This window comes from Pedobacter sp. AC402 (genome assembly GCF_979252805.1).
Genome location: NZ_CEEDAI010000015.1, coordinates 368000 through 381628, shown reverse-complemented (window position 1 = coordinate 381628; position 13629 = coordinate 368000). Strand labels below are relative to the sequence as shown.

Genomic DNA, 13629 nt, shown 5'->3' with positions numbered 1-13629 from the left:
TCTTGCTGTGGGGCATAGCTAATTTAAGGATTAAACTGACGCTAATGCTCGTTTGTAACGGGCGTTGTTATAGTTCGTCGCTTCCTAACGAAGAAACTATTAAGCAAAATTATTTGGAAAGCAGGGGCAATAGCTATGATCAATGTTAGTCAGGCTTTCTGCTAAATCTTTTGTTTTGAAATAAACAAAAGGATACCGCTGCAATCCTGTTTAATAAAGTTGGGCACTGCTACTATTAAGGGTTTTTAAACTAAAGCTAAATTTAACGATTAATTCGGTAAGCTATTTAAGCACTCGTTTCGGAAAAGGGCATTGTATAGTTCGTCGCTCTTAACGAAGAAACCATTAAGCAGAATTATTTGGAAAGCAGAGGCAATAGATAAGATTAATGTTCGTCAGGCTTTCTGCTAAATCTTTTGTATTGAAAAAAACAAAAGGATACCGCTGCAATCCTGTTTAATAAAGTTGGGCACTGCTACTATTAAGGGTTTTTGAACTAAAGCTAAATTTAACGATTAATTCGGTAAGCTATTTAAGCACCCGTTTACAAACGAGCGTTGTATAGTTCGTCGCTTCTAACAACGAAACCCTAACCTATTTATCCATTCCTAAAACTCCAGCAGTTAAAATATGGATGCGGAACAAAACAGATGGTTTAAATGTTATATTAGCGTTCCATCTAATTTTATGCAGCCCGAAACAGAAATTTTAATCATTGGTGGTGGTTTGGCCGGTTTAACTGCTGCGCTCCACCTAAACAAACTGGGCATACATGTAACACTGATTGAGAAAGATACCTACCCTCACCACAAAGTTTGCGGCGAATACATCTCGAATGAGGTATTACCCTATTTTAAATGGCTTGGTTTACACACGGAAGATCTAAATCCTACATCCATTAGCGATTTGCTATTTACCTCCCTTTCAGGCAAAAGTATACAAACAGCACTCCCGCTTGGTGGTTTTGGTTTGAGCCGTTATACCATCGATTATTACCTCTACAATGAGCTTATTAAAAGAAACATTAAGGTTATCCACGAACGTGTAGTGCAAATAGACTTTGCTAACGATCAATTTATGGTAGAAACTACCAATAACACTTACATTGCGCCATACGTAATCGGTTCTTATGGAAAAAGATCAGCCATAGATGTTAAACTCAACCGGAATTTCATCAACAAACAATCTCCCTATCTTGCAGTTAAAGCACATTACAAAGCCGATTTTCCTGATCATGTGGTAAGTCTGCACAATTTTGAAGGAGGCTACTGTGGCCTATCGAAAGTAGAAAACAACAAGCTGAACATCTGTTACCTGGCAGATTACAACAGTTTTAAAAAACATAAAAATATTGTGGCTTACCAGGAAAACATTCTATACAAGAACAAACATTTAAAAAATATTTTCGAGCAGGCAGAAATTATATTTGACGCCCCATTAACCATCAGTCAGATTTCTTTCGAAACCAAGGAACCTGTTTATAAACATATTTTAATGATTGGAGATACCGCAGGACTGATTCATCCGCTTTGTGGAAATGGAATGGCAATGGCGATACACAACAGTGCTCAAGCTTCTTTCTGAATTGTTGCACCAAAAAATTAAAGGTAAAATAACCTCGCGTGCGGCATTGGAAGAAAATTATACCGCACAATGGAACAGGGAATTTAAAACCCGGCTAAAAATGGGCAGGGTTTTATCTGCATTGCTCAGAAACAATAAATTAGAGGGTTTTGCAATGAACACCTTAACGCGGATTCCTCTTCTACTTAAGCAAATCATCAAACAAACCCATGGAAAACCTATCAATATCCCCCAATAAATGGCTGTAGATACCACGAACAGAAGCACAGCACCCGAAATTATGGACGATTTTGCCATGGAAGGTGAAATACTGCGCGATGCATTAGACAAAATAGCAAGTATAAACCAGCTTTTGGGGCGGCAATAAAGTTACGCTCAATGGCATTAAAAGCCTTATCAAAAACAAACCAAAAGATCAGGTTATACGTATTACTGATATTGGATGTGGAAATGGTGATATGCTACGCACTTTGGCCGATTATGCAAAAAGCAAAGGTTTAAATTTTATTTTAAAAGGAATAGATGCCAATAACTTTACTATAAAACATGCAGAAAATTTATCGCACAACTATCAGAATATCTCTTACAAGTGCAGCAATATTTTTGATGACCTGGATAAAAACGAAGACTGCGATATTATGCTTTGCACCTTAACATTACATCATTTCAAAGATGAAGAGATTATCGGCTTATTGGAGAATTTCAAAAAATCGGCAAAAATGGGCATTGTGATCAACGATTTAGAAAGAAGCGCAATTGCCTATAATCTTTTTAAGGCACTGTGTTATGTGTTCCGTTTAAATGATATGTCGCGCGAGGATGGATTGGTATCTATTCTGCGTGGATTTAAAAAGGCTGATCTGATTAAATATAGCAAACAATTAAACCTTAAATCGAGTTCGATAAGATGGAAATGGGCTTTCCGTTACCAATGGATAATTAAAACAATATGAGCGTAACCGTAAAAGCAGTAAGTAAAGCCTTGCCCGAATTCTCCAGATCAACGGATGAAATCTTACCTTTTCTTGATCTTTGGTTAAAGGATCAGGATGAGCGTTTTATCAGAAAGGTAAAAAAGATTTTTGAAGGTGCAGCGGTTGATAAACGCTATTCTATAATGTCGCCTGAGGAAGTATTCAGTGATTTAAGTTTTGAGGAGCGGAACAATATTTATGTTAGGGAAGGCATTAAACTGGGCACACAATGTTTAACCTCGGCACTTGATAAAGCAGGTTGGCAGGCAAAAGATTTAGATTATATCATCACAGTAAGCTGTACAGGGATTATGATCCCTTCTTTAGATGCATATTTAATCAATTTACTCAAACTTCGGCAGGATATTGTGCGCCTGCCGGTTACAGAAATGGGTTGCGCAGCCGGGGTATCGGGGATGTATTTATGCTAAAAACTTCTTAAAAGCCAATCCGGGTAAACGTGCCGCGGTTGTAGCAGTAGAATCGCCTACCGCAACTTTTCAACTGAACGATTTTTCGATGGCCAACATTGTAAGTGCCGCAATATTTGGCGATGGTGCCGCCTGTGTGCTGTTGAGTTCGAACGAGGAAGATGGTGGCCCCGAAATTTTAGCCGAGGAAATGTATCATTTTTATGATGCTGAAGAAATGATGGGATTTAAACTCACCAATACCGGTTTACAAATGGTACTGGATGTTGCCGTGCCCGAAACTATTGCCAATCATTTCCCCGATATCATCCACCCCTTTTTAGCCAAAAATAGTTTGCGCATTAATGATATAGACCACTTGATCTTTCATCCAGGTGGCAAAAAAATTATTCAGACCGTTGATGAACTGTTTGGACAGCTTGGCAAAAACATTAATGAAACGAAAGAAGTATTGAGGCAATATGGAAATATGAGCAGCGCAACGGTACTGTATGTTTTAGAACAGATTATGGATAAAAAGCCTGCAACTGGAGAAAAAGGATTGATGCTAAGCTTCGGACCAGGTTTTTCTGCACAGCGCATACTTTTACAATGGTAAAATCAATCATTCAGTTATATAATTCCAATCATGACAAACGCAGAAATATTGGCTAAACTCCCCTACGGCAAATCTTTTTTATTTGTAGATGATTTATTGCATGTTGATGAAAACGGAGCGAAAGGGATTTTTACTTATAATGAAAAGCTATCCTTTTACGAAGGTCATTTTAAAAATCACCCGGTTACCCCCGCAGTAGTGCTTACCGAAACTATGGCACAAATTGGATTGGTGTGTTTAGGGATTTACCTCTTACGGGATAAAGCGTTAAATATGTCTGTAGCCATGACATCAAACGCAATTGATTTTTTGATTCCGGTTTACCCAGGCGAACAGGTAACGGTAACAAGCGAGAAAATATATTTCAGGTTTAATAAGTTGAAATGTAATGTTAAAATGGAAAATGCTGCAGGCAAAGTGATTTGCAAAGGAAATATTGCTGGAATGTTAATTTCTACAGGAAATGAATAACAGAGTGGTTATAACCGGATTAGGCGTATGTGCACCCAATGGTACAACTGTTGCTGCATTTACAGATGCGATTAAAAAGGGAACTTCGGGTATCCGCCATCAGCCCGATCTGGGAAGCCTTAAACTTTTCCTGCCAGATTGCAGGAAAACCAGTGCTAAGTGATGAACGCATCAGCGAATATTTTACCCCACTCGAACTTCGGAATTTAAACAGTACAGGTATAGTTTATGGCGTAATTGCAGGTTTAGATGCCTGGAAAGATGCAGGTTTTGCAATTGAAAACAACGATGAGCCGGATTGGGACAGCGGAACGATTTTTGGCACGGGTACTTCGGGTATAGATAAGTTTAGGTGGGCAATTAACAAAATTGACGACCTCGAAATTAAAAAACTTGGAAGTTCTGTAGTGATCCAAACAATGGCCAGTGGGGTAAGTGCTTTTATAAGTGGTAAACTTGGTTTAGGAAACCAGGTAAGCACCAACTCATCAGCCTGCGCAACCGGTGCAGAAAGTATTTTACTGGCTTATGAAAGGATTAAAACCGGGCAGGCACAGAGAATGCTGGCAGGCAGTACAAGCGATAGCGGACCTTATATTTGGGGCGGTTTTGATGCCATGAAAGTTTGCACCTTTAAACATAACCACGAGCCAAAAAAAGGCAGCAGGCCAATGAGTACCACAGCAAGTGGTTTTGTACCCGGAAGCGGAGCAGGGGCTTTGGTTTTAGAATCGCTCGATAGTGCAATAGCCAGAAAGGCCAAAATATATGGTGAGGTGCTTGGCGGTCATGTTAATTCTGGCGGTCAGCGGGGATTAGGCACCATGACGGCCCCAAACCCTATTGCCGTTCAGCGTTGTATACAGGCTGCTTTGCAAAATGCAGGCATTAAAGCCCACGAAATAGATGTAATTAACGGTCACCTTACCGCTACTTCAAAAGATGCTTTTGAAATTGAAAACTGGAAAACAGCCTTACAGTTACCTGCCGAAAATTTCCCTTACATTAATTCGTTAAAGGGCATGATCGGTCATTGTATTGCAGCCTCTGGAAGTATAGAATGTGTTGCCTCAGTATTGGAATTGCACGAAGGATTTATTTTCCCCAATATCAATTGTGAAGATTTAAATCCTGAGATTAGTGCATTGATCGATGTAAAAAGCATTCCACAAACCCTAATTGAACAACCAATTAATATATTAGCTAAAGCCAGTTTCGGATTTGGCGACATTAATGCCTGGCGTTATCTTTAAAAAATATATCCCATGAATAAAGAACAGATTATCCAAGCCCTAAAAACAATTGTTGAGCCTTATAGCGAAGAAACATCGGCAATTGCCCATATCGACGAAAACACGGATTTCATTAACGACCTGAAAATAAATTCGGCCAACCTGGTGGATATTATCCTGGATATTGAAGAGAAATTCAATATTGAGATAGACAACGATTCGATGGCGAAAATGCTCACAGTAAAAGCGACCACAGAAATTATAACGCAAAAACTGGAAGCCAATGCTGGGCAATGATATTGTTGATTTGGGTTTAGCCAAAACCCAGAGCAACTGGCGGCGGAGGAACTATCTTGATAAAATTTTTACCGCTGAAGAAAAGCTACTCATTACCTCATCACAGAAACCTGATGAAATGGTGTGGCTGTTGTGGAGGACTGAAAGAAGCAGCCTATAAAATTTATAACCGCAAAACCGGCATCAGGAGTTTTGCCCCTACGAGTTTAAGGTGTATAATTCACCCTGATACCAACCAAACTTTTGGCGAAGTGCATGTTGAAGGGCACACTTATTTTACTAAAAGTGATATTTACACCAGTTATCTGCATACCATTGCCACGGCAGAGGCTGTAGATTTGAATTGCACCCAAATTGCCATTTACAAAGCTCCAGATCATTTGTTTGATTATAAAAGCACCAGGCCAGGTTGTGTAAGCCATCATGGGAAGTTTTTGGCATTGGTGTATTAATTCCAGAGTTGACAACTTTACTGGCAGGGTGGCAAGAAAAGTTGTCAACTCTTTCTACAAAAGTAAAACCCACTAAAGCCTCCTAAATCCGCGGTATTTTCTGCGCAATCTGCGGGAAACAAAGGAAGAGCTAAATGAGTGCCAGTTACTAACAACTGACACCATTAAAAGAGTTGACAACTTTACTAGCAGGGTGGCAAGAAAAGTTGTCAACTCTTATTACAAAAGTAAAACCCACTAAAGCCTCCTAAATGCGCGTTATTTTCTGCGTAATCTGCGGGAAACAAAGGAAGAGCTAAATGAGTGTCAGTTACTAACAACTGACACCATTAAAAGAGTTGACAACTTTACTCGCAGGGTGGCAAGAAAAGGTGTCAACTCTTATTACAAAAGTAAAACCCACTAAAGCCTCCTAAATCCGCGGTATTTTCTGCGCAATCTGTGGGAAACAAAGGAAGAGCTAAATGAGTGTCGGTTACTAACAACTGACACCATTAAAAGAGTTGACAACTTTACTAGTAGGATGGCAAGAAAAGTTATCAACTCTTAATACAAAAGTAAAACCCACTAAAGCCTCCTAAATCCGCGGTATTTTCTGCGTAATCTGCGGGAAACAAAGGAAGAGCTAAATGAGTGTCAGTTGGTAACAACTGACACCACTATAAATAAAATCCAAATCCCCATATTTTAACCATAACTTCTTTAAAAATAACTGCTCATTATCTATAGGCTTCCTGCTTCTTCCTCTAAGCTATCTACACAAACGTTTGCCCTGTTTTCTTTACAGAATAATGGAATGGCCTAGCTCAAAAAGCATTATCTTTGTACAAATCATAAAAAATAAAATATGCTTAAAGGATTTTTTAACGTACCCACTCCGGTAAACGAACCTATATTAAATTATGGCCCAGGCAGTAAAGAGCGTGCACTTTTAAAAGAAGCACTTGCCGAAGCCCGCTCATACCAACAAGATATTCCGATGTACATTGGTGGCAAACAAGTTCATACCACCAAAAAAGGTAAAGTTGTTGCACCACACGATCACCAACATATTTTAGCTCAATTCAGCATTGGTGATAAAACCCATATTACACAAGCCATTGATGCTGCTTTGGCTGCAAAACAGGATTGGGAAAACCTAACCTGGGAGCACCGCGCTGCCATTTTTTTAAAGGCTGCCGATCTTATTGCCGGTAAATACCGCTATAAATTAAATGCGGCAACAATGTTAGGTCAAAGCAAAAATGCTTATCAGGCCGAAATTGATGCCGCTTGCGAGCTGATTGATTTCTTACGTTTTAATGTAAGTTACATGGTAGATATTTACAAACAACAACCTCCTGTTTCTCCTCGCGGAAGCTGGAACCGTGTTGAAGCAACGCCCATTAGAAGGTTTTGTTTTTGCACTTACACCTTTCAACTTTACCGCAATTGCAGCAAATTTACCTGCATCTGCAGCCATGATGGGAAATGTTGTGGTTTGGAAACCTGCTGATACGCAAGTTTACGCAGCAAACTTATTAATGGAAATTTTCCGCGAAGCAGGATTACCTGATGGCGTAATTAACCTGGTTTATGCAGACGGACCCGAAACTGGAGAAGTGATTTTTAACCATGCTGATTTTGCGGGTATCCACTTTACAGGTTCTACTAAAGTATTTCAGGAAATCTGGAAAACAATCGGAACAAACATCCATAAATACAGATCATACCCACGTACTGTAGGCGAAACCGGAGGTAAAGATTTTATTCTCGTACATCCATCAGCACAAACAAAAGTGGCCAGTACGGCAATTGTGCGTGGTGCTTTTGAATACCAGGGACAAAAATGTTCTGCAGCTAGTCGCGTATACATTGCAGAAAGTCTTTGGCCAGAAATTAAAGAACAGATGTTGGCTGATTTAGCTACATTTAAAATGGGTGGAACAGAAGATTTCAGCAACTTTATTAATGCCGTAATCGATGAACGTTCTTTCGATAAATTGGCTAAATACATCGATCAGGCTAAAAAAGATAGCGGTGTAGAAATTATTGCTGGTGGAAACTACGATAAAACTAAAGGTTATTTCATTGAACCAACAATACTGGTTGTAGATGATCCAAAATACACCACCATGAGCGAAGAATTATTTGGCCCTGTTTTAACTGTTTATGTTTATGCAGATCAGGATTTCGACCAGATTTTAGAAGTAATTGATACTACTTCTCCTTATGCTTTAACCGGAGCCTTAATTGCGCAGGATAGGTATGCAATAGATAAAGCAAGTCATGCTTTGCGCAACTCGGCAGGTAACTTTTACATCAACGATAAATGTACTGGTGCCGTTGTAGGTCAGCAGCCATTTGGTGGTGCAAGAGGTTCGGGTACAAATGATAAAGCCGGCTCGATGATCAATTTATTGCGTTGGGTTTCTCCACGTACCATTAAAGAGGTTTTCGAATCGCCAACGGATTACCGTTACCCGTTTTTAGCAGAAGATTAATACTGAAATATATTAGGCCAGACATATTTGTTTGGCCTTTTTTATGCCCATAGTTTTTAGACAAGCGATTGCATCGCTTAACTGACAAACCATATTAAAAATATAAATTCATGGTCCTCGTTTGTAACGAGGATTATAGAGAAAAGCGATTGCATCGCTTAACTGACAAACCATATTAAAAATATAAATTCATAGTCCTCGTTTGTAACGAGGATTATAGAGAAAAGCGATTGCATCGCTTACTAATAAACCACCTTTTTCTAACCATGAGCCACAGATTTTTACTTTCCTTATTTGTTTTTTTAGCAAGTTTCAACTTTCATGCATCCGCACAAAAGAAACCCAATGTCATAATCATTTATGCAGATGATTTGGGTTATGGCGACCTCAGCTGCTATGGAGCAACTAAAATTAAAACACCAAACATTGATGCACTTGCAAAGCAAGGATTAAGATTTACCAATGGGCATGCCACCGCCTCAACCTGTACCCCATCACGTTATTCATTAATGACTGGCAGATACGCCTGGCGTAAAAAAGGCACCGGTGTTTTACCTGGCGATGCTGCATTGATTGTTCCGACAGATAACAGCTCACTCGCAGCAATTTTTCAACAGGCAGGTTATAAAACCGGCCTGGTTGGTAAGTGGCATTTGGGTTTGGGTACTGCCGTAGAAAAAGATTGGAACAAGGAAGTAAAACCAGGTCCGAAAGAAGTAGGTTTTGATTATTCTTTTATCTTTCCGGCCACCGCAGATCGCGTACCAACTGTTTTTATGGAAAACCAATTGGTGGTGGGATTAGAAGCCAACGACCCGATTGCCGTTGATTACAAAAATCCCATAGGCACAGATCCTACTGGCAAAGATCATCCGGAATTGTTAAAAATGCAGGCAGAAGTAAACCATGGGCATAACCAAACCATTGTAAATGGCATTGGCCGTATTGGTTACATGCAAGGTGGCAAATTGGCACGTTGGACAGATGAGGAACTCCCTTTTACCTTTTTAACCAAGGCTAAAAATTTTATTGAAGACCATAAACAACAGCCCTTTTTCCTGTACTATGCCTTAACTGAACCACATGTACCACGCTTGCCCTCAACCATGTTTAAAGGTAAAAGTGAGCTGGGTTACAGAGGCGACGTAATCCTGCAACTGGATTGGGCCGTTGGCCAAATAACAAAACAGCTGAAATACCTTGGTATTGACAAAAACACAATGATTATTTTTAGCAGTGATAACGGCCCTGTAATTATGGATGGATATGAAGATCAGGGAGCCGAAAAATTAAATGGCCATACACCCGCAGGCAATTTACGTGGTGGCAAATACAGTATTTTAGAAGGTGGCACAAGAGAACCTTTTATCATTTCGTGGCCGGCAATGGTTAAACCAGGTGTTTCTAATGCTTTGGTATCACAGATTGATTTTCTGGCATCCTTTGCAAGCTATTTTAAGCTGGAAAGTAAAAATGCTATGGATAGTAAAAATGTATGGAACGCCCTGATTGGGCAAGATCACAAAGGCCGTGATTTTTTCATCGAGCAAAGCAACCAACTGGCCATTGTTAAAGATAACTGGAAATACATCCGACCATCAAAGGGAGAAGCATATTACAAGCTAACCCATACCGATACCGGCAATTTACCAACAGCTCAATTATACAACTTAACAAATGATGTAAGTGAGAAAAATAACCTTGCTTTACAATACCCTGAAAAAATTAAGGAACTGGAGGCTTTATTAAGTGCTGAAGAAACAAGAACCAGGTAGCGCATTGTTGACGGGTGGGAATTAAAAAAGACTTTCTGGGAAGCAATATTAAGCGCACGCTATAAGCGATTGTTTTAAGATTGCTTCCTTCGACTCCGCCACCATTGACAGGCGTCTGTAAATCGATCGTCATTGGCGGTACGAAGAAAAAGCCTTTTCGCAATTACGATACCCATAGGATATTCATTTCCATAAAATCATGTCACTCATATTGATTTTTATAAAATAAATTATCCCTCAGGATGATAAACCGCAGTGTAAAGCGCTCAAAACACTAATCTACCAGCAACATCTTTTTATATTCTTTAGGCGTAACACCTTTAGCCAGTTTAAAAAATTTATTAAAGTTTGATAAACTGTTAAAACCACAGGCATAAGCAAGTTCACTAATCTGCTTATCGGTTTGCGCCATTAACTTACAGGCATGGCCTATTCTTACTTCGTTAACAAAAGTTACAAAAGTTTTTTGCGTGCGGTTTTTAAAATACCTGCAAAAGGCCTGTTTGTTAATATTTGTCATTTCGGCCGCCGCATGGAGTAAAATTTCCTGATTAAAATTATCAAAAACATATTTTAAGATTTTATCCATCCTATCATTATCTTTCAATTGATAGTTGTTTGTATAGCCCGGGCTTGCCAACAATTCATAATTCCTGGTAAAACAAAGTAGGTTCAAAATTTCGAGCACATCAATTAAACGACTTATTTCTTCAGTCTGCAAGGCTACTTTTAACATCAGTTCTTTTAATTTCTTTTTAACGTCATTACCAAACTTTATCCCTCTTTTTGCCAGTAGGAAGAAGTTTTTAAGTCTTTGTATTGTATCAGGTTCTTTAAAAAGGTCAAGAATTTTATCGGGATGTATAAATACAGAAACTGATCGTGCGTGAGTAGCTGCATCTGCATTGTTAAAATATTGATTGGTGTTGTGCCATACATGAGGCAAATTAGAACCTACAAAAATAAGTTCGTCAGAATTAAAATCTTCAATACTATCGCCAATCATCCTCCGCCCTTCACTTTCAATGGTGTATGTAAGCTGGCACTCTTCGTGGAAATGAAATTCGGTAGAAAAATAAGGCGCATCAACCACCTTTAAACCATATACATCGTTTAGTTTACCATCCAGTATTTTGGCGAAAATGGGCTTCATATATTTGGTTTGAGAATGGCAATTTATAAAAAACGGATATATTATCACAATCAAGCTTAACAATATCGACCAGGGCTAATATAGCGTCAGTATCAGCAAACCTCCTTCCAGTCATTTCAAATTTTCATCGATACATTAGCTTAATCATAACCAAATATTAAAGCATTATGCTCGAAAATAAAATTATCGCATTAACCGGCGGTAGCGATGGTATTGGCTGGGAATGCGCAAAAGCCTATGTAAAAGCAGGAGCTACTGTTTGCATATTAGATAAAAACCAACCAGCTAAGAATAAACTCGAAGAACTTGATGGCACAAAAGCATTATTTATAAACTGTAATGTTGCGCATGAAGCTGAAGTGGAAACGGCAATAAATATCATCATCGAAAAGTATGGCCGTATAGATGCCATTCACAATAATGCTGGAATAGCCCATCCTTCAAAATCTTTAGATGAAACCAGTAATGCAGAATGGGATTTACTGATGAACATCAATTTGAAAAGCATTTTATACACCACCCGTTATGGTATTGCACATTTAAAAAAATCACAAGGCTGTATATTAAACACAAGTTCGATGGTGGGCAGTATTGGGCAAGATAACCATGCCGTATACGTGGCAACCAAAGGAGGCATTAATGCCCTTACCAAAGCAATGGCACTTGATTATGCACCATTTAAGATCAGGGTAAACGCCGTATCGCCCGCAGCAATTAATACCCCAACATTACAAGCCTGGAGCCAGGAACAACCTAATACGGGCGAAATAGAAAAATACCTGAATAATTTACAGCCTTTGGGCAATATGCCGGCTGGCGACGTAATTGCCGATGCCTGTACTTTTCTTTTAAGCAACGCTGCCCGCTTCATTACCGGAACAATTTTACCCGTAAGTGGTGGCGCAGAATTAGGATACAGAACTACAATATAACCCCTAAAAATGATTGATAAAATACAAATCCAGGATAAAAGGTTTGCACTAACAACCGGAGCAGGAAGCGATGCGATACATAAAGATCCCCAATATTCTTACGCAGTAACACAATTAACCGAAAATAATATAACCGGAACAGGATTGGCATTTACACTCGGGGCAGGTAATGATCTGGTTTGCAATGCCGCAAAATTTTATGCCGATACCCTAAAAGGCATTGGTATTGAAGAGCTGATGGGGAATTTTGGCCAAACCTTTAAAACCTTATCAAACGAACAACAGTTTAGGTGGCTCGGGCCTCATAAAGGCGTGGTACATTTAGGTTTGGCCTCTGTTACCAATGCCTGCTATGATTTATGGGCAAAAAAAAGAGGCGTGCCACTATGGAAATTATTAATCGACCTAAGCCCTGAAGAAATTGTAAACACCCTCGATCTGTCCTACCTGGAAGATGTGCTTACAAGAGAAGAAGCAATTGAAATGCTGCAAAATGAGGTAGATAGCAAGCCATCAAGAGCAGGTATATTAAATGCTGGTTACCCAGGTTACGATACTTCTGTGGGCTGGTTTAATTATGATGATAACCAGGTACGCGAAAACTGCAAAAAAGCGATAGCTAACGGCTTTACCGCCATGAAACTTAAAGTAGGTTCAGCAGATCCGAAAAGAGATATCCGCAGGGCAAATATTGTACGCGAGGTTGCAGGCGATAACTCAAAAGTAATGCTCGATGCCAACCAGCAATGGACTTTACCGCAAGCAATATCAATATGCAATGAATTAAAAAACATGAACCCTTACTGGGTAGAAGAACCCACCCATCCGGATGATGTTTTAGCACACCAAATTTTAGCAAAGGCCATTGCACCGGTTAAACTTGCCCTGGGCGAGCACGTGCCAAACCGCATTATTTTTAAAAATTACCTACAAACGGGTTGTGCCAGTTTTGCCCAGGTAGATGCCGTAAGGGTTGGTGGGGTAAGTGAATTTATTACCATTAGCTTAATGTGCAAAAAATTTGGCGTTCCTGTTGTACCGCATGTAGGCGATATGGGGCAGCTGCACCAACACCTTGTATTGTTTAACCATATAGCAATGGGCCATGAGGCCTTATTTTTAGAACATATCCCACATTTAAAACAACATTTTGTAAACCCGATTAAAATTGAAAAAGGAGTTTACATTACCCCACAGGAAGCAGGTAGCAGCTGTGATTTAAAATAAGCTAACCAAATTATAAACCA

Annotated in this window: 15 protein-coding genes and 1 pseudogene; 15 read left to right on the top strand and 1 reads right to left on the bottom strand. The window is 39.4% G+C overall.

Features of this window, described 5'->3' with window-relative positions:
* Positions 1 to 687 precede the first annotated feature (687 nt).
* The 13 genes and pseudogenes from AC0IWE_RS25395 to AC0IWE_RS25335 all read left to right on the top strand — a co-directional run bounded on the left by AC0IWE_RS25395 (position 688) and on the right by AC0IWE_RS25335 (position 10297).
* Entirely contained in the window at positions 688 to 1584 is an 897-nt protein-coding gene (locus AC0IWE_RS25395; protein WP_471795228.1) for an NAD(P)/FAD-dependent oxidoreductase, read from the top strand.
* A complete protein-coding gene (locus AC0IWE_RS25390; RefSeq protein ID WP_471795227.1) occupies positions 1565 to 1822 on the top strand; it encodes a hypothetical protein in 258 nt (85 codons plus the stop codon). The genes AC0IWE_RS25395 and AC0IWE_RS25390 overlap by 20 nt, the downstream gene beginning before the upstream one ends.
* On the top strand, positions 1823 to 1951 hold the full coding sequence (locus AC0IWE_RS25385) for a hypothetical protein (RefSeq protein WP_471795226.1): 129 nt from the start codon (positions 1823 to 1825) through the stop codon (positions 1949 to 1951).
* A 16-nt stretch (positions 1952 to 1967) separates the two neighbouring features.
* Positions 1968 to 2537 (top strand): methyltransferase domain-containing protein, encoded by a 570-nt coding sequence (locus AC0IWE_RS25380; RefSeq protein WP_471795341.1) that lies wholly within the window; start codon positions 1968 to 1970, stop codon positions 2535 to 2537.
* Entirely contained in the window at positions 2534 to 2989 is a 456-nt protein-coding gene (locus tag AC0IWE_RS25375) for a hypothetical protein (RefSeq protein WP_471795225.1), read from the top strand. The genes AC0IWE_RS25380 and AC0IWE_RS25375 overlap by 4 nt, the downstream gene beginning before the upstream one ends.
* On the top strand, positions 2925 to 3587 hold the full coding sequence (locus AC0IWE_RS25370) for a type III polyketide synthase (RefSeq protein WP_471795224.1): 663 nt from the start codon (positions 2925 to 2927) through the stop codon (positions 3585 to 3587). Before AC0IWE_RS25375 ends, AC0IWE_RS25370 begins: the two co-directional genes overlap by 65 nt.
* A 30-nt stretch (positions 3588 to 3617) precedes the next feature.
* Complete coding sequence (locus AC0IWE_RS25365; protein ID WP_471795223.1) at positions 3618 to 4058, top strand: 3-hydroxyacyl-ACP dehydratase FabZ family protein; 441 nt, start codon at positions 3618 to 3620, stop codon at positions 4056 to 4058.
* A complete protein-coding gene (locus AC0IWE_RS25360) occupies positions 4051 to 4221 on the top strand; it encodes a beta-ketoacyl synthase N-terminal-like domain-containing protein (RefSeq protein WP_471795222.1) in 171 nt (56 codons plus the stop codon). The genes AC0IWE_RS25365 and AC0IWE_RS25360 overlap by 8 nt, the downstream gene beginning before the upstream one ends.
* On the top strand, positions 4211 to 5311 hold the full coding sequence (locus AC0IWE_RS25355) for a beta-ketoacyl-[acyl-carrier-protein] synthase family protein (RefSeq protein WP_471795221.1): 1101 nt from the start codon (positions 4211 to 4213) through the stop codon (positions 5309 to 5311). Before AC0IWE_RS25360 ends, AC0IWE_RS25355 begins: the two co-directional genes overlap by 11 nt.
* A 12-nt stretch (positions 5312 to 5323) precedes the next feature.
* Positions 5324 to 5587, top strand: coding sequence for an acyl carrier protein (locus tag AC0IWE_RS25350; protein WP_055907588.1), 264 nt, complete (start codon positions 5324 to 5326; stop codon positions 5585 to 5587).
* Between the two features lie 113 nt (positions 5588 to 5700).
* On the top strand, positions 5701 to 6039 hold the full coding sequence (locus tag AC0IWE_RS25345; protein ID WP_471795220.1) for a hypothetical protein: 339 nt from the start codon (positions 5701 to 5703) through the stop codon (positions 6037 to 6039).
* Between the two features lie 847 nt (positions 6040 to 6886).
* Positions 6887 to 8522, top strand: a pseudogene (gene pruA / locus AC0IWE_RS25340) (L-glutamate gamma-semialdehyde dehydrogenase).
* 266 nt (positions 8523 to 8788) lie between these two features.
* Positions 8789 to 10297, top strand: a complete 1509-nt coding sequence (locus tag AC0IWE_RS25335) for a sulfatase family protein (protein ID WP_471795219.1) — start codon at positions 8789 to 8791, stop codon at positions 10295 to 10297.
* A 274-nt stretch (positions 10298 to 10571) separates the two neighbouring features.
* On the opposite strand, the gene AC0IWE_RS25330 is transcribed toward AC0IWE_RS25335, so the two are convergent.
* A complete protein-coding gene (locus AC0IWE_RS25330; RefSeq protein ID WP_471795218.1) occupies positions 10572 to 11450 on the bottom strand; it encodes an AraC family transcriptional regulator in 879 nt (292 codons plus the stop codon).
* 167 nt (positions 11451 to 11617) lie between these two features.
* Between AC0IWE_RS25330 and AC0IWE_RS25325 the strand changes: the two genes are divergently transcribed.
* Together AC0IWE_RS25325 and AC0IWE_RS25320 are read left to right on the top strand one after the other, a co-directional pair.
* Positions 11618 to 12382, top strand: a complete 765-nt coding sequence (locus tag AC0IWE_RS25325; protein ID WP_471795217.1) for an SDR family NAD(P)-dependent oxidoreductase — start codon at positions 11618 to 11620, stop codon at positions 12380 to 12382.
* Between the two features lie 9 nt (positions 12383 to 12391).
* A complete protein-coding gene (locus AC0IWE_RS25320; RefSeq protein ID WP_471795216.1) occupies positions 12392 to 13609 on the top strand; it encodes an enolase C-terminal domain-like protein in 1218 nt (405 codons plus the stop codon).
* The last annotated feature ends 20 nt before the right edge of the window (positions 13610 to 13629 follow it).